Origin of the sequence: Rhodococcus sp. JG-3, from assembly GCF_000482405.1 — a bacterium.
GTDB lineage: Bacteria > Actinomycetota > Actinomycetes > Mycobacteriales > Mycobacteriaceae > Rhodococcoides > Rhodococcoides fascians.
Genome location: NZ_KI519398.1, coordinates 4,102,654 through 4,119,254, shown reverse-complemented (window position 1 = coordinate 4,119,254; position 16,601 = coordinate 4,102,654). Strand labels below are relative to the sequence as shown.

At 63.8% G+C, this 16,601-nt stretch carries 16 protein-coding genes; 6 read left to right on the top strand and 10 right to left on the bottom strand.

Annotated features, from left to right (window positions below; genetic code table 11):
• The 4 genes from K414_RS27525 to K414_RS0120780 all read right to left on the bottom strand — a co-directional run bounded on the left by K414_RS27525 (position 1) and on the right by K414_RS0120780 (position 4,707).
• The gene (locus tag K414_RS27525; protein WP_051365199.1) at positions 1-843 is read right to left on the bottom strand and encodes a hypothetical protein; all 843 of its coding nucleotides are present in this window, start codon (positions 841-843) and stop codon (positions 1-3) included.
• 79 nt (positions 844-922) lie between these two features.
• Entirely contained in the window at positions 923-2,128 is a 1,206-nt protein-coding gene (locus K414_RS0120790; protein WP_272913807.1) for a sulfite reductase subunit alpha, read from the bottom strand.
• A gap of 75 nt (positions 2,129-2,203) precedes the next feature.
• Positions 2,204-3,676: a DUF2079 domain-containing protein gene (locus K414_RS27520; RefSeq protein WP_202595075.1), complete on the bottom strand. Its 1,473-nt coding sequence runs from the start codon at positions 3,674-3,676 to the stop codon at positions 2,204-2,206.
• A gap of 50 nt (positions 3,677-3,726) precedes the next feature.
• Positions 3,727-4,707 carry a RelA/SpoT domain-containing protein gene (locus K414_RS0120780; RefSeq protein ID WP_027497694.1) on the bottom strand — a complete coding sequence of 327 codons (981 nt, stop codon included), beginning with the start codon at positions 4,705-4,707 and terminating at the stop codon, positions 3,727-3,729.
• A 90-nt stretch (positions 4,708-4,797) separates the two neighbouring features.
• On the opposite strand from K414_RS0120780, the gene K414_RS0120775 reads away from it, so the two are divergent.
• A complete protein-coding gene (locus K414_RS0120775) occupies positions 4,798-5,772 on the top strand; it encodes a sigma-70 family RNA polymerase sigma factor (RefSeq protein WP_027497693.1) in 975 nt (324 codons plus the stop codon).
• A gap of 6 nt (positions 5,773-5,778) precedes the next feature.
• Here K414_RS0120775 and K414_RS0120770 read toward each other — a convergent pair whose 3' ends face one another.
• A complete protein-coding gene (locus K414_RS0120770; protein ID WP_027497692.1) occupies positions 5,779-6,186 on the bottom strand; it encodes a VOC family protein in 408 nt (135 codons plus the stop codon).
• Positions 6,187-6,352: 166 nt separating this feature from the next.
• Positions 6,353-6,622: a hypothetical protein gene (locus K414_RS0120765; protein ID WP_027497691.1), complete on the bottom strand. Its 270-nt coding sequence runs from the start codon at positions 6,620-6,622 to the stop codon at positions 6,353-6,355.
• A 267-nt stretch (positions 6,623-6,889) separates the two neighbouring features.
• Here K414_RS0120765 and K414_RS0120760 point away from each other — a divergent pair, with 267 nt between their 5' ends.
• Together K414_RS0120760 and K414_RS27515 are read left to right on the top strand one after the other, a co-directional pair.
• Entirely contained in the window at positions 6,890-8,071 is a 1,182-nt protein-coding gene (locus K414_RS0120760; protein WP_027497690.1) for an FAD-dependent oxidoreductase, read from the top strand.
• A gap of 58 nt (positions 8,072-8,129) precedes the next feature.
• A complete protein-coding gene (locus K414_RS27515) occupies positions 8,130-9,356 on the top strand; it encodes a hypothetical protein (RefSeq protein WP_051365197.1) in 1,227 nt (408 codons plus the stop codon).
• Here K414_RS27515 and K414_RS0120750 read toward each other — a convergent pair.
• The 4 genes from K414_RS0120750 to K414_RS0120735 are packed head-to-tail and all read right to left on the bottom strand — an operon-like array spanning position 9,273 to position 14,257.
• Positions 9,273-10,715 carry a gluconate:H+ symporter gene (locus K414_RS0120750; RefSeq protein WP_027497689.1) on the bottom strand — a complete coding sequence of 481 codons (1,443 nt, stop codon included), beginning with the start codon at positions 10,713-10,715 and terminating at the stop codon, positions 9,273-9,275. The two genes, K414_RS27515 and K414_RS0120750, sit on opposite strands and share 84 nt — an antisense overlap.
• Positions 10,712-11,350, bottom strand: coding sequence for a bifunctional 4-hydroxy-2-oxoglutarate aldolase/2-dehydro-3-deoxy-phosphogluconate aldolase (eda, locus tag K414_RS0120745; RefSeq protein ID WP_027497688.1), 639 nt, complete (start codon positions 11,348-11,350; stop codon positions 10,712-10,714). Before eda ends, K414_RS0120750 begins: the two co-directional genes overlap by 4 nt.
• Positions 11,347-12,960 (bottom strand): D-aminoacylase, encoded by a 1,614-nt coding sequence (locus tag K414_RS0120740; RefSeq protein WP_027497687.1) that lies wholly within the window; start codon positions 12,958-12,960, stop codon positions 11,347-11,349. Before K414_RS0120740 ends, eda begins: the two co-directional genes overlap by 4 nt.
• 13 nt (positions 12,961-12,973) lie before the next feature.
• Positions 12,974-14,257: an alanine racemase gene (locus K414_RS0120735; protein ID WP_027497686.1), complete on the bottom strand. Its 1,284-nt coding sequence runs from the start codon at positions 14,255-14,257 to the stop codon at positions 12,974-12,976.
• Positions 14,258-14,371: 114 nt separating this feature from the next.
• On the opposite strand from K414_RS0120735, the gene K414_RS0120730 reads away from it, so the two are divergent.
• The 3 genes from K414_RS0120730 to K414_RS0120720 are packed head-to-tail and all read left to right on the top strand — an operon-like array spanning position 14,372 to position 16,586.
• Positions 14,372-15,394: a sugar kinase gene (locus K414_RS0120730; protein WP_051365196.1), complete on the top strand. Its 1,023-nt coding sequence runs from the start codon at positions 14,372-14,374 to the stop codon at positions 15,392-15,394.
• Positions 15,391-16,188 (top strand): IclR family transcriptional regulator, encoded by a 798-nt coding sequence (locus K414_RS27510; protein ID WP_051365195.1) that lies wholly within the window; start codon positions 15,391-15,393, stop codon positions 16,186-16,188. Before K414_RS0120730 ends, K414_RS27510 begins: the two co-directional genes overlap by 4 nt.
• Positions 16,185-16,586: a RidA family protein gene (locus tag K414_RS0120720; RefSeq protein ID WP_027497684.1), complete on the top strand. Its 402-nt coding sequence runs from the start codon at positions 16,185-16,187 to the stop codon at positions 16,584-16,586. The genes K414_RS27510 and K414_RS0120720 overlap by 4 nt, the downstream gene beginning before the upstream one ends.
• Positions 16,587-16,601: the final 15 nt, after the last annotated feature.

Below are 16,601 nucleotides of genomic sequence, written 5' to 3'. Positions count from 1 at the left end.
TCAGCGACAGGCGTGCCGGTCCGATCCGGCTGCAGCTGCGATACTGCGGGCAACCAACAGCCAGGTTCGGGCCAGTCCTGTCCACACCGCGATCGAGGTGCCTGTTCCCTCGGCTGCGCTGCGGTTCGAGTGTGCGGCAGCCGAGCGATGCAGGGCGAGCGCGTGTACACCGAGTTCGTCGATGTCCGCCCCCACGCACACCGAGTGCACTGTTTGCGCGTCGAGTTTGCGACCGGTCAATTGGCACAGGGTGTGCAGTGATCGCAGTTCGTCGGGAACGTCGGTGATGTCGAACGGGGGATCGGTCGGTGTCGAGTCGACACGGCTGTCCCAGGCAGTGCTGGACCGGACGCCGACGATTCCGCGCTGGAGGTCGATCGGCCCCGAGGCGGCTCCGTCTGCGGCGACGCCCCACACGCTGAGAAACGACGGATGGGGAACGTTCCACAGCTCGCGGAACGCCCGGGTCACCATCTCGGCGACGAGAGCAGCGTCGGCCCTCGAATCCGTTCGCGTGAGATCGATGACCGACCCGTCTGCGACGGGCTTGCCTCGGTCCAGCCACCCGAAGTCGAGCAATTGAACGTCGAGGGTGACCGACTCGGGTGCCTCTGGATACAGCAGCGAGGGCAGCGACGCGATCGACACCAGAGCCCCGTCTCGAGTTGCTGCGATGTCGATGTACGGCCGGAGCCCGCGCTCGCCCGGGCTGGCCTGCGCGGCCGTCACAGTGATGTAGTCCCGCATCGGCAGCGACCGCAGGTGCGCGTGCAGATTCTCGGTGAACGTGCCCCATGCACGCGCGGTGGTGGAGTCGAAATGGTCGTTCTGCACTGCGTTCACGGTGCACACCCTCTACTCGGACGAGAACTTCATTGCTGTGCCCGTGACGGTAGCGAGGGGGTCCGACAAGAACGGCCCGTCAGTAGACGTCGCGCAGATAGCGCTTGGCGCGCTTGAGGTCGTTCACGTAGTCCTCCGCGGCGTCGGAGGAGCGCCCACCGTGTTCGGCGACGACCTCGTGGAGTGCCTCGTCGACTCCCTGCGCCATGCGTGACGCGTCTCCACAGACGTAGATCTGTGTGCCTTCTTCGAGCCAGCCGTACAGCTGTTTTCCGGCCTCGCGCATGCGGTGCTGTACATAGATCTTCTCGAACTGGTCGCGCGAGAACGCCAGATCCAGCCTGGTCAACAGACCGTCACGCTCGAAGTCCGTGAGTTCGTCCTCGTAGAGGAAGTCGCTCGCTCGATGTTGGTCTCCGAAGAACAGCCAGTTTCGGCCCGATGCACCGCGAGCCCGACGTTCGTGCAGAAACGCACGGAACGGTGCTACTCCGGTGCCCGGACCGATCATGATGATCGGAGTGTCGTCGGAAGGAAGTCGGAACGACTTGTTGGCCGAAAGAAACACTCCCGCTTCCTGCGCGTCGCCGACACGATCTGCCAAGTACGTCGAGCACACCCCGCCGCGATCTCGCTCGGCCGATCGATATCTCACGGTCGACACGGTCAGGTGAACGCTTCCCTCGTGCGCTGTCGGCGACGACGAGATCGAATAGACGCGGTGCTGCAGGGGACGGAGCAGGCCCAGGAATTCGGCGGGGTCGAGAGCACCCGACCGATCGAGGTCGAGAACGTCGACGACGTCGCGTCCCCATGTCCACGCGTCGAACGACGCCCGGTCGCCGTTCTGCAGCACGTGGTCGAGTTCGGCGTCACCGGCCCGCTCGGCGATGGCTTCTATCAGGTCCATCGAGGGTATGCCGATTTCGTATTCGGTGGTCAGGGCCTGGGCGAGGGTGATTTCTCCGGACTTGGTGTGGACGGCCGTGTCTGCGGGGACACCGAGACGGTCGATGACGGCCGAGACCAGTGCGGCGTCGTTGACGGGTTTGACGCCGAATCCGTCTCCCGCCTCGTAGGTGATTCCGCTGTCACCGAGGTCGATCGAGAAGTGTCGTACTTCTTTCGCAGAGGTGGGACCGGACAGCAATCGGTTGCTCGACACCTGTGCGCGGTACGGATTCTTCCGATTCCACGGTGACCGCTTCGATGCTGTTCGGGTGGTGCCGAGGTCGCCGGTTCGAGCGTCGATGTCCTGTACCTGCCTTGCCGTAGCTGTCGTGATCGGTCGAATGTCGAGAGTTCGAGAACCCCGCGGTATCGAAATGCCCGAACTGATCGAAACCTTAGTAGGGACCGCTCAGTTGCGGTGCAGCACCTCGATACCGTCCACGGAGTAGACGACGTCGTATCCGGTGGTCAGTGCCCGGTCGATCGCCTGCCGATCGCCGCGTTCGTCGGTCGGCCAACCCGCGGGCCGTTCTCGGTTGACGACGATCCAATCCGGGACGGTCGAGTCGGTCGGTCGCTGCGGAAACACCGAGACGTCGTGGTCGGCGACGAGTTGTGCCACGAGGTTGTTCGACGCTGCAACGCGGTCACCGGCGGGGATCCAGGCCGAGATGTCGCGGGCAGTGGCTGCTTGTGGATCGACACGCCACTCCTCGGCGTGCACCATCCGCGACATGGGCAGGAACGGTAGTGCCACCAGTGCGAACGCAGCGACGAAGGCGACGATCGCTCGTCGACCTCGTTCGGTCAGCTGGGCGTGGCGCTCGCTGCGTGCCAAGGCGTCGATCAGGGCGACGAAGACGATCACCATCAGAATGGCGTTGTAGTGGTAGATCGGTTTCCAGAAGTTGGTGTTGTCGCTGAGGAAGCGCCAGGCGACCGTCGGTACCGCGACCAGCAGGAGTGGAGAGCGCAGCGCGAAGAACCCCGTGACGGCAAGCAGCAGAAACGCCGTTGCGGCCCGGGAGTCTCCGGCAACCAGACCGTGCGCGGTATCGGCGATCCCTTCGCCGATGGGCGGCAATTTCGAGCCCTGGCCGTACGAGTCGTCGGAGCTCAGCGCGGGAACGATCACCTTGACGGCCACTATCACCCAGGTCAGCCCCCACACCGCGGTCATCGCGCCCAGGATGCGCGGGCGGCCGGTGGTGAACAGGGCAACCAGTGCGCCGATGACGACGACCGTCAAACCCATGTCCTCTTTGACGAACACCAGCGGAAGAGCCCATGTCAGAGCGGGCACCCAGCGTTCGCGAACGAGAGCCACCAGGGACATCGCCAATAACGGCATCGCGAAGGCCACTTCGTGGAAGTCGAAGTTCAGCGCGGCTTGTACGCCCCACGACAGGCCGAACGCGCCGGCAATCACTGTTCCGACGACAGTGCCGAATTTCTGCACCGCCAATCGGCTGATCGGAATCACCGCGAGCGCGAACAGAACCGCCTGAGCGATGAGCAGCGTTTCGGCATGAGGGAAGACGCGATACACCGGGCCGAGCAGGGTCGTGATCGGCGAGAAGTGATCGCCGAGAGTGTTGTAGCCGGTGCCCAGCAAATCGGAGGTCGGAGCCCGGAACTGCGAGTACGACGCCACCTGCTGCACGAAAATACCGAGGTCGAAGCCCGATGTGCGCAGTTGACGGTGGCCGAGAACGGACATCGTGGAGTACAGCGATGCAAGGAGCACGAACGCGACGGTCGGGACCATCACATCGGGAGACCGGAGTCTCCTGCGCAGACGGCCGATGACACGTGTGCCGGTCGTAGTTGCGGCGACGCTATCGCCGTCGGTGACGACCTGGGATTTCTCGGTAGTGGTCACGAGATGGCATGTTTACCGGACCGACGTGAGATCTTCCTGAGAAACGCCGGTCAGCGCTTGCGTTTCTTCCCCTGTGTGCGCCGCGGCGGCTGCGAGGTCAGGTGGTAGTACAGCGCGTCCTCGGAGTCCTCCACGACGACGTCGATGTAGTCGCCCACCTCGAGGTAATCGTTGACTGCGATGCGATCGGTCGAGCCGATCACGGCTTTGACCGAGCGTGCGGGGACGAGCCCACGGCGCCCGTCCGGACCGACGGCCAGGGCGTAGCGGGGGCCGGTGCGCGTGACGCGTGCCCGGATGAAGTCGGGGTCCTTGGGGATCGGGTCGGGTGCCACCACGCTGCCGTCCTTCGAGGCGGCGGTCAGCGAGTCGAGCTGCGCGGCGAGATCGTCGGCCATGGCGTCGACTTGATCGAGCAGGTGCGCCATGTGCGCGGCGTAATCGGTGTGCTTCTTGGTCGGTTTGAGTGCTTCACCGGGCTTGTACATGTCCTCGTGGGTCAGCTCGCCCCACGCGTCCTGCAGTCGAGTCTTGACCTGAACCTCCACCTTCACGTCGAGGTCGCCCTGATGAGTGGCCACTCGTACGACAAGCACAGCGTGATATGCCCGGTATCCGCTCGGCTTGGGAAACGAGACGTAGTCGGTGGGAGGCTGCGCGAACCGCACCGAGCATTTCGGATCGGTACACGCGCGCTCGAGTGCGGTGACGAACGAGAGCTGGTCCCGTGGGGTCTTGCACAGCACCTTGATGCCGACCAGATCGGGCAGTGCGTCGGCCACGGCGTCGGCGTCGTGGGGCTCGCTGATGCGTCCCTCGGACAGATAGCGACGGAGTTTGTCGGCGGATCTGCCGGGGTCCTTGATCCGCGCGGTCTGGGCATTGAGTCTGTCTCGGTCGACATCTTCGAGTATCTCGTCGGCGATGGTCTCGAGAAAATTCTGTGCGGTGACGAGTGCGGCTTCCCACGCGCGACGACGATGCAGATACAGCTCTTCTACCAAGTCGTCGATGCTGCTGAGCGATGTCACGAGCCGAGGTTAACCCAGAGGCCCGACCAATCCCGGCGGTGGCGCGCGATCGGCCGTCGATGCGGGCGAACCCGGTTTAAGCTCTTCCGCATGACCGTGGCATCTGTGCAGAACGACGACTTCGTCGCGCAGTTCGATCCGTTCCGTCGCGAGCTGTTGGCGCACTGTTACCGCATGACCGGGTCCATCCACGACGCCGAGGACATGCTCCAGGAGACCTACATCCGCGCCTGGCGGGGGTACGCCAAGTACGAGGGCCGGTCGTCGCTGCGAACCTGGCTGTATCGAATCGCAACGAACACGTGCCTCACCGCCCTCGAGGGGCGAGCCAAGCGTCCGCTTCCTACCGGGCTGGGCGCGCCGAGTTCGGGCCCGACCGACGAACTCGTGCAGAACAACGAGGTGCCGTGGCTCGAACCGATTGCCGACTCGGATCTGGCCGACTCGAACGACCCGGCCACGTTGGTGGTGGGGAGGGAGTCGGTTCGCCTCGCGTTCGTCGCGTCGCTGCAGCATCTGTCGTCGAGACAACGCGCAGTGCTGTTGATGCGCGAGGTGTTGCAGTGGAAGGCCTCCGAGGTCGCCGAGGTTCTCGCCACGACGACCACTGCGGTCAACAGCCTCCTGCAGCGGGCCCGCGAGCGACTGGAGGAGATCGCTCCGGAACTGGACAACGTGGAACCCATCGAATCTGCCGAACTGCGCCAGCTCCTGGCCCAGTACGTGGAGTGCTTCGAGCGTTACGACATCGACCGGCTGGTCACACTCTTCACCTCGGACGCGGTGTGGGAGATGCCCCCGTTCGTCGGCTGGTATCAGGGAGCCGAGACGATCGGATCTCTCATCCGAAACAATTGCCCCGCACAGGGAGCGGGCGACATGCGGATGGTGGCAACATCAGCGAACGGTCAACCTGCGTACGGGCTCTACATGGTGGGCGAGGACGGAATACATCGACCGTTCCAACTACACGTTCTCGACGTCGACGCTCGAGGCGTCGGGCATGTCGCCTGCTTCTTCGATCTGTCGCTGTTCGATCGATTCGGACTGCCCGACCGCCTCTGAGCGACATCAGCTCGTCGGAACGGCCGAGGGGTCCATCCACATCACTTCCCACACGTGATCGTCCAGATCACGGAATGCTCGGCCGTACATGAACCCATGATCCTGCGGTTCCATCCACTTCGATCCACCCGCAGCGATGGCCGCGTCCGTGAGTGAGTCGACCTCGGCGCGGCTGTCGGCCGAAATACACATCAGTACCTCACGAGCGGACGTCGTGTCGCAGATCGAATCGGAGATGAAACCCCCGAACCTCGATGTGGCCAGAAACATCACCGTGGCCTGGTCGCTGACGATCATCGAGGCGGTGTTCTCGTCGCTGAAAATCTCGTTGAACTCGAAGCCGAGACCCTCGAAGAATGCGCGGGTGGCCACGACATCGCGGACAGGCATATTGGCGAACAGCAAACGGGACATGGATGACACCTATTCGTCGGGTACCGGCACGACCGTCGAACAACGGTCGTGCCGGTACTGACAACGGTCCGTCGACAAATTCACCGGTGCCGTGCCCAGACACGACGCGACCCCGCCGAGACGTGCTCGACGGGGCCGCGGACTGCGAAATAAAGGGGGAAGGACGTTACCGGGTGATCTGCGCGAGGCGGGAAAGCATCCGCGAGAAAACACGGCCGTCGTTGCCGAGATCGGCGTAGGGGTCTGCTGTGGTGTCCGACACGGTGGCGTCGGGCGCCACGGCAGCGAGGGTGCGCGCCAAGCGGGTGCGGCGCTCGATGGCGTCGAGGATGTTGGCGTCCAGCGTTGAAACTTCGTCGAAGAGTTGGTCGACGTCTGCGATCGCATTGTCGGCATTGCTGGTGCCGGCTGCGAGCGAATCGATCTGAACAGTCACATCGTCTCCTTTTGTTCGCGTCCTGAGGTGTGAGTCGTTCGTCCGAGCCGAACCGTTACAACCCAAAATGTGTGAACGCGATGTTTCGTCTCGCAAACCAAGATGCCCACTGGACGGGCCTGGGCCAACCTTTACGGGGTGTGATGCTGCATACAGTTCGTTCGGTTCGATTTGCTCCGGCCTTCCGAACCGAGGCGTCGGAGTGGTTGCGCTCACGCCGTTCCGGGTAGCCAGGTCGTCGATACCCCCACGTGCAAGGAGTGAGCGATGCGATACGACTACCTGATCATCGGCGGCGGAATGGTTGCCGACAGTGCTGCTCGTGGGATTCGTGAACACGACGCAACGGGTTCCATCGGGATCTTCGGAGCCGATTCCGACGAGCCGTACACGCGCCCCGCGTTGTCGAAGAAGTTGTGGACCGACAGCGACTTCGGCCGTGATCAGGTTCCGCTCGGCACCGCCTCGGACACCGGTGCCGAGGTCCATACGGGTACGCGTATCGCGTCGGTGGACCGGTCGAAGCAGGCGGTCACGACAGCGGCCGGTGAGACCCACGAGTACGGAACGCTCTTGTTCGCAACCGGCGCAGCGCCGACGCAGATCGACCTGTCGCCCAGTCCACGAGTGATCTACTTCCGCACCTTCGCCGATTACCGGATGTTGCGGGAACTGACCGAGACCGCGGAGCACATAGCGGTGGTGGGCGGCGGCTACATCGGAACGGAAATCGCAGCAGCGCTGTCTCAACAGGGTGTCAAAGTCACCCTCGTCACGTCCGACGACGTCGTGGGCAGCCACATGTTCCCCCGCTCGCTGGCCGCCGGATTCGACAAAGGGTTCTCCGATCACGGGGTCACCGTGCGCCGAGGAACCAAGGTCACGTCGGGAGCGGAGGCGTCGGCTCGTGTTCAACTGCAATTGGACGACGGGTCCGCGGTGGAAGCAGATGGGGTCGTGTTCGGCCTCGGTGTCCGGCCCAGCACAGACCTGGCCGAGGCGGCAGGTCTCGAGGTGGACAACGGCATCGTCGTCGACGAGTTCCTGCGCACCGCGGACGAGCACATCTACGCGGCCGGCGACGTGGCCAACTACCCGGACGCCATTCTCGGTCGCCGACGCATCGAGCACGTGGACAACGCAACCGAGATGGGCAAAGCGGCGGGCCGCAACATGGCAGGTGCCGGCGCGGCCTACACCTACACTCCGTACTTCTACTCCGACGTGTACGACGACGGCTACCAGGCAATCGGAACGGTGGCAACGTCGCTGAACACGGTGGAGGACTGGAAGACGATCGGCAAAGAAGGCGTCGTCTACTACCTCGACGACGATGCCGTCGTGCGCGGGGTACTGATGTGGAATGTCTGGGAGGGGCTGGACGAGGCGCGCACCTTGCTGGCCGAGAAGAAGCCGCACACGGAGGAAACCCTGAAGGGGTTGATCTGAACTTTCTGGAACACTCGACGGCGAGCACGCCGGACCGCGGTGCGACCGAGGAGAAATCATGTCTCAGTTCGATGCAGGCGATTCGGCACAGCAGCGCGCTCGATTCGATGACCGGGTGCATCGCCTCTGTGCCGACTGTCGGCTACCCGGCCATTCCGAGCCCTTGTCCGACGCCGCCGCAACGGCCGTCGCGGCGGGCAGGGTCGACGGAGCAACCAGAACGGTGCTCATCGCTCGGTGGCGTGCGGGGCGTTCTCTCCCGTCGGTCGGGGGATTCGGAACCTTGCGGCAGTTGGTGGACGAGCGAGATCGATGGCGTGCCAAGGATTCGTCGGGTAAGCCCGGCGCGGCCTTGGTCTACAAGTTGCGAGTCGCGGAGTCGAACAAGCGGATCGAGCATCTGCGAACCACGGTGGTGATGTCGAACCGGCATTACGCCAACGGCGTCCGCGCGGCACGCAAGGAACGTCGCGAAGGTATTCATCTCGACCTGGAACAGCGCGACGCGGTCTTCGATGCATTGATGCACACGCCCGCACCCCTCAAGTACGGGGTGCTCGCCGAGCGAGGTCTGACGTTGGCGGACGCCGCAAAGGATCGAGTCAGCACGTTTGCACGTAGAACGCCCATCGACAAACGGGTGCAGTGGGCAGCCGGGGTGGTCGATCAGTTGATCGATCGCAAAGACGACCGATTCTCGGACCGCTACGACACGCTGCTGTTTCTCGCGGGCACCTCGTTCGATCGCATACTTCGCTCGCCGGCGTGGCAGTCGACGTACTTCGAGTTTCAGCGAAGCCAGGTCGATCTGTTCGTCGAGCTCGCCGAAATCTCGGTCGATGCAACGTCTTTGCGCTCGGTGGGGGACGAGTTGATCCGTATAGGTCGGACGATGGTCGACGAGGACACGGCGGAACAGGTCGAATCACGTCGCCGCGCACTGGAAGTCGTATGGACCCAATTGACGGGACGAGTGGCTGCGTTGGTTCGTTTGGCCGATCTGGTCGAATCTTCGGAGGGTGAAGCACGTACGTCGGACGCCATGGCTCGTGCCCACAGCCTGGACGACCGAATCGACGATCTCGTCGGACGGTCGGGCAGCCGGGAGATGTCGGCAGAGAACACGCATTTCGTCGGTGATCAGGTGCACTCCCAGTGGCGCGATCAGGTGCCGACATCGACACCCGACCGCGCCGTCGAGCTAGGCGATGATCGCGAAGAGAATGCCGGCAACCGCGAAGCTGACCACGGACAGAATCGTCTCGAGGACGGTCCACGTCTGTAGCGTTTGCTTGACGGTGAGGTTGAAGAACTTCGAGATGATCCAGAAGCCTCCGTCGTTGACGTGGCTCGCGATGATCGAGCCCGCTGCGATGGACATGGCGATCAATGCGACGGCGGGGGCCGAGTAGTCCTGCGCTGCGACGAGTGGGCCCACGATGCCACCGGTGGTGACGATCGCGACGGTGGCCGAACCCTGTGCGACACGCAGTGCACAACTGATGATGTACGCCAGGACGATGATCGGTAGACCTGCCGCCGCCATGGTGTCGGCCAGTGCGGTGCCGATCCCTGTGGCAGAGATGACCTTTCCGAAGAAAGCACCCGCGCCGACGACGAGCAACAGCATGCCGACCGGGCGCAGCGACTCACCTGTGAGCTTGCTCAGCTCCTGAACGGTGGACCCGCGGCGGATGCCCAGAACGTAGAACGCGATCAGCACGGCAATGAGAAGTGCGACGGCCGGAGTGCCGAAGAATGTCAGCACTTCGAGCAGATTGCCCGGGTCGAGCAGGATGCTGCCGAAGGTGGCACCGAGGATGAGGACCAGCGGCACCGCGATGATCGCGCCGATGGTGCCCACCGAGGGAGGCGTTGTGACCACCGGTCGTGCGGTGGTGACGGCACCGGCGCCACCGTTCGAGTCGCGGGGCGAGTCGTCCCCGTCGTTGATGAAGTCGTCCGGAACCTCGACGATGATCCGCTTACCGATCCAGTTTCCCCACACCAGGCCTGCAGCGATGAATCCGGGTATGCCACAGATGAAGCCGAACAGGATCAGCCAACCGAGATTGACCTCGAGCAGTCCACCGAGTGCCACCGGCCCGGGGTGCGGCGGCAAGAATGCGTGCGTCATCGACAAGCCGGCGAGCATCGGCAACGCGTACAGCACCAGCGACTTTCCGCCTTGGCGCGCGGCGACGTACACCAGCGGGGCGAGCACGAAGATGCCGATGTCGAAGAACACCGGGATACCGAAGATCAATCCGAGCAGGCCCATCGCGACGGGTGCGCCGCGTTCGCCGAAAATTCCGAGCAACTTGGCGGTCAACGCCTGTGCGCCGCCGGACTTCTCGAGTATGGCCCCCAGTACGGTGCCGAGGCCGATGATGACGGCGATATGCCCGAGAATTCCGCCGAAGCCGGTCTCGAGCAACGACTCGTTGCTCTTGATCGCGGTTCCGACGATTTGATTGACCGGAAGACCGGCAGCCAGGGCCAGGCCGAGTCCGACGATGAGCAGTGCGACGAACGGTTCCAGTTTGATCTTGATGATCACGACGAGCAACACGGCGATTGCTATGCCGCACAGCACCAGAAGGCCGGGTGTCGAGGTTCTCAGCCAGTCGACGGCAGAATTCATGACAGTTCTTTCTCGTTGGCGGTTTCGATGGCGTGGACGAATGCCCGGGCTCGTGCTGCGATGTCGTCCCACTGAGCGGTAGCAACAGAATTCGGCGGCACCACATCCGTGCCGGCAGTTACTGCCACTGCTCCGGCTGCCAGAAAGTGCGCGGCATTTGCGGCGTTGACGCCGCCGGACGGGACCAGACGTGCATCCGGGAACGGACCGAGCAGATCCTTGAAATAGGCCGGTCCGACGGTGCGCGCCGGGAAAATCTTCACCGCGTCTGCACCGAGGTCGAGCGCGGTCATCACCTCGGACGGGGTGAGTGCCCCCATCATCAGCGGTATGCGCGCGGCGGTCACCACGGCGGCGACGTCTGACCGCAGCCCCGGTGTCACGACGAAACTGGCACCCGAGTCCAGGGCGGCCCGGGCTTGATCGGCTGTGAGGACCGTTCCGGCCCCGACGATGGCACCCGCATCGGATGCGGCCCGGATGAGGTCGAGGACTCCCGGCGTGGTGAACGTGAGCTCCACAGCGCGAATTCCGCCGCCGGCCAGGGCGTGTGCGAGTGCGGCGGGATCCGAGATGTGCGGCGCGCGCACCACGGCAAGTGCGCGGTCTTCGAGAATTGCCGTCAGTGCATTCACGACGTCTGCTTTCTGGCTGAGTCCATACGCAGGGCATGGCCTGCCAAGGAGTGGGTGGGAAGAAAATCGTCTATCGCGAACGTGCCGTTGACCATCACGTGGCTGATTCCCTCGGCCTGCTGTTTGGGCTCTTCGAACGTGGCGGTGTCTCGAACGGCGTCCGGGTCGAACACCACGAGATCGGCAGCATGACCCACGGCGATCGTGCCGCGCCTGCGCAGTCGTAACCGTGCAGCCGGACGACCCGTGAGGTGATTGATGCACTCCTCGAGTGAGAGCAGTTGCTCGTCCCGCACGTAGTGGCCCAGATAGCGGGGGAACGTTCCCCAGGCACGCGGATGTGGCTTTTCGCCTACGAGAATGGCGTCACTGCCGCCCATATGGCGCGGATGCTGCATGATCTCGCGAACGTTCTCCTCGTGCCCGACATGCTGCAGGATGGTCGTGGCCAGAGCGTCGCGGCGTAGAAAGTCGAAGAACACGTCGACCGGCTCGAGCCCTTCGTCCGCCGAGATGTCGGCCATCGTGCGACCGACGTACCGGTCGAGTTCCGGGTTCGATACTCCACTGAGCTGAATCGTCTCCCACTCGACGGTGACTCCGTGGCAGCCGTCCGAGCCGTCGACATCGACGTCCTGCGCTATGCGGCGACGCTCGGCCGGATCGTCGAGTCGTTCCAGCGCTCGGTCCGGCCCACCCGACATCGCCCAACTCGGCAGCAGCGCAGACAGAGTCGTGGCCCCGGGTAGGTACGGATACGTATCGAGCGTGACGTCGCAGCCGTCGGCGATCGCGGAGTCGACAAGATCGAGAAATTCACGTGCCCGACCACGATTGACACCGAAGTTCATCGTTGCGTGGGTCAGATGAAGGGCGCATCCGGTTTCTCTGGAGAGATCGAGCATCTCCTGGTAGGCGTCGAGTGCACCCGCGCCGTACGACCGGGTGTGGGGAGCATAGAACCCGCCGAAGTCTGCCACTACCTCACACAGTGCTCGCAATTCGCTTGTGTCGGCATACATTCCGGGTGTGTAGGTGAGTCCGCTCGACATTCCGACGGCACCGTCCTGCAGGCCCTGCGCCAGCAACTCCTGCATGTGGGTGATCTCGGACGGCGTTGCGGGACGTCGATCGGCACCGACGGCCAGGTAGCGCAGCGTTCCCTGCGGAACCAGATATGCGGCGTTCGGGGTGATGCCTCGGTCGAGTCGGGCGAGATACTCGGCAACCGTTCGCCAGGAGAAGTCCAGATCGACGGGATTGCCGTTCCACCCGGCGATCTGTCGCCGGATGACGTCCAACGTCGCATCGTCGATGGGCGCGTACGCGATGCCGTCCTGTCCGATCACCTCGGTGGTGACACCCTGGCTGATCTTGGCGAAGTGCCCAGGATCGGTCAGCAACCCCAGATCGGAGTGTGCATGCATGTCGATGAAGCCGGGGGACAGGACGTGACCTGGTGCTGCATCGACGATTCTGTCTGCACTGGAAAGGCTTCCGGGCTCGACGAGTGCTGCAATGGTGCCATCACGGACGAGAACGTCCCGACGCAGCCGCGCGGAACCGGTGCCGTCGATGACGTCGAACCCGCGAAATAGTGTGTCCGCCATCAAGTTCTGCTTCCTAGAAAAAGGTGTGTATCAGATCGACCACGAGTGGGTCGTCGCTGTCCGAGTCGTCCACGACGGGGATCAGACGCCATTTGTCGAACGCAGTGCAGGGGTGCGAGAGGCCGAGTCGCAGCACCGCCCCCACCGGAAGTGCGTCGGCGTCGTCTGCCGGTAGTCGAAGAAAGGCATGCTGGTCGTTGAGTGCCGTCACCTCCGCGCCCTGATCCAGGAGCTCATTACCTCGAACACGTTGCGGGACGGGCATTCCTTCGTCGAATGGAAAGTCGCGCTTACCTGCGTCCAGCAATGCGAGGCCGGGCTCGGGGCGTGACACCACTCGCGCCCATCCGTGCATCGCGGAAACCAACGGCGTCTCGGTTCGGGCGGGAGTCAGCGGTGAGATCTGCGAATAGAAGCCGTCGTCGTGCGCCACGTAGGCCCCGGATCGGAGCACGACGTCGGTGCGCACGCCGTTGCCCGAGGTCAGAGAATGCAGACGTTCGACCACCAAATCCTGATACGCGCTCCCGCCTGCGGTCACAATGGCGTGATCGCCGTACAGTCCCTCGGCATCGAAGGTGCAATGTAGTGCGGCGAGAGTGTCGAGGTAGGTGCGTACTGCCGCGAGACCGGCCTCGGAACGGTCGTGGCTCAGAGCACCCTCGTAGCCGCCCACACCGGCCAGTGCGAGACGCGGTGACGCGGCGATCTCCCGTCCTACTGCGACGGCCTCCTCGGTCGTTCGCGCGCCGGTTCGTCCGTGCTCGCCGCCGAGTTCGACGACGACGGACACCGGTCGATCACCGTGGTCGGCAAGGATGCGGTTCATCTCTCGCACCGTGGCGACGCTGTCCGCCCAGCAGTAGAACTCGAACTCGGGATGCGAGTCCAGTTCGGCGGCAATCCAGTTCAGAGCAACAGGATCGACTTCGGCATTGGCGAGAACGATTCTCTCCACACCGAATGCGCGTGCCACCTGAACTTGCCAACCGGTAGCGAGGGTGATGGCCCAGCAGCCCGCATCCAGTTGTTGCTTCCACAGTTGGGGAGCCATGGTCGTTTTGCCGTGGGGTGCCAGGAGGACGCCCGCCTTCTCGGTCCACTGCGCCATCACATCGACGTTCGATGCGATGCGTGTCCTGTCGAGGGTGAGTACAGGGGTGGTGAACTCGGACAGCCGCGGCGCGGTGGCCAGAAAGCTCTCGGCGCTCTGTCCCCACGATCTCGCTGGGAGCGATTTGTGTTCGGGCCCCAGGAGTCGTCGACTCAGCGCCTCGACTCCGGCAGTGTCGATCACGGCAGTCTCCTCGAGTTTTGCGTTGCGCTATATGCAACGACGGTTGCGTATCGTGTCTTTCATTTGTAGTCTGCATCCAACGATGCATTCCCGCAAGAGTTCGAGGAGACGGACATGGCAGCCCCCCGGGTGGTGTGTGTAGGCGAAGGCCTCGCTGTCCTCGTCGCGGACCCTGGCCCACTGGAACGGTCGGAGACGTTCCATCGCACGGCTGGAGGTGCGGAAGCCAACGTGGCTCGTGTCCTCGTCCAACTGGGTGTCGAGGCTGCGTGGGTCTCGCGGGTGGGTGACGACGGGTTCGGCCGATATCTGGTCGCGGAACTCGATGCTGCCGGTGTGGACACGTCGGGCGTGATCGTCGATAACGGGCGGCCGACGGGCCTCTACATCAAGGAGCGCGGATCGGGGTCCGATCACCGTCACGACCTGCCTCTGGGAGACAGCGCGATGACGTACTACCGGTCTCTGTCGGCTGCTACTGCGCTCTCGCCCAACGATATTCACGACGAGGTGCGAGCGGCGATCGACTGCGCCGACATCGTCCATTTCACCGGCATCACCGTCGCCATCTCACCCACTGCGGAACAATTGACGCGAAGCCTCATGGCCGGCCCGTCCACTGTCAGCTTCGATCTCAACTATCGGCCGGCCTTGTGGGCCGGGCGTTCGGACGACGCGGCCCGCGTCCTCGGTGAGCACGTCCGCGGTAGCGACATCGTGTCGATGGGTGCCGACGAGGCCGCTTCGGTGTTCGGGACCTCGAGTCCGGTGGAACTACGCGAGATGTTTCCCGAGCCCCGTCATCTGGTGATCAAGAACGATGCGCACACGGTCACGGCATTCGAGGGAGTCGCGCGAGTCGACGTTCCCGCATTGACACTCGACGTCGTCGAAAAGATCGGTGCAGGTGACGCTTTCGCCGGCGGCTTTCTGGCCGCGTTGCTGATGGGATACAGCGCGGCGCAGCGTGTGCGATTCGGACATCTCTGTGCCGCAGGCGCATTGACCGGCCACGGTGATGTGGCGAAAGTCCTGCCGCACGACGAACTGGCAGCACTGGCCGGAATCGACGACAATGCATGGGCGACACTCGACTACGCGGCCGTAGCAGCGGTGCACACCGAGGCGGCGTTGTGAGCCAGAGCTTGTCGAGGGCGCTGACGATCCTGGGTTTGCTCGGGGACGGATCGAAGTCACTCGACGAACTCGCCGCAGTCCTCGGTGTACACAAGACGACGGTGCTGCGACTGCTTCGGACCATGGAATCGGACAGGTTCGTCAGCCATGGAGCAGATCACCGGTACCAACTCGGTTCGAGGCTGTTCGAGCTCGCAAATCACGCGCTCGAGCAGCGAGACGTGCGCACCGTCGCGCGACCGCATCTCGCTGCACTGAACTCCGACACGGGCCAGACGGTGCACCTGGCCACGTACGAGGCGGGGGAGGTCATCTACATCGACAAGTTCGACGCACAGCAGAGCGTGCGGATGTACTCACGCGTCGGCCGGCCGGCACCGCTGCACTGCACCGCGGTGGGAAAGATACTGGTCGCAGGCCGCCCGCGCGCCGAACGAGAAGAGATCGCTCGACGCATCACGTACACGCCGTTCACGGAACGCACGATCAGCACACCGGAGCAGTACCTGCGCGAGCTCGAGCTCGTGGACCAGCAGGGTTTTGCGGAGGACCGTGAAGAACACGAGTCTTTCGTCAATTGCATCGGCTGCGCGGTGCGCAACGGGACCGGAGATGTGGTGGCCGCGGTGTCCATGTCGGTACCGGACATGTTGCTCGACCATCAGCAGGTACTGGCTGCGCTGCCCGCAGTGCGCGGCACGGCAGCGGCAATTTCCGAAGGACTGGGCTGGCGGCCGCCCGATCGATATGACCGCCCACTGACAAACGACAGTTCGATGGAAGGAAAATCATGAGCGAAAAGATCGAAATCCGCACCACCGGTGCCCCGGCCCCGGCACACACCTTCTCCCAGGGGGTGCGGAAAGGGCCGTTCGTGCAGGTTTCCGGTCAGGGCCCGGTGGATCCGGCGACGAGCGAATACCTGTTCCCAGGTGACGTCGCCGCGCAGACCACTCGGACCTTGGAGAACGTCAAGGCAATCGTGGAAGCCGGCGGGGCGACGTTCGACGACGTCATCATGCTGCGCGTGTACCTGACCAAGCGTGAGGACTTCTCGATCATGAACGACGCCTATGGCGAGTTCGTCTCGGCGCACACGACAGGCGACGTGCTGCCGAGCCGCACGACCGTGTTCACGGGACTCCCGCGCGAGGAGATGTTGGTCGAGATAGACGCCATCGCCGTCGTCTGACTGCACGCTCGACCT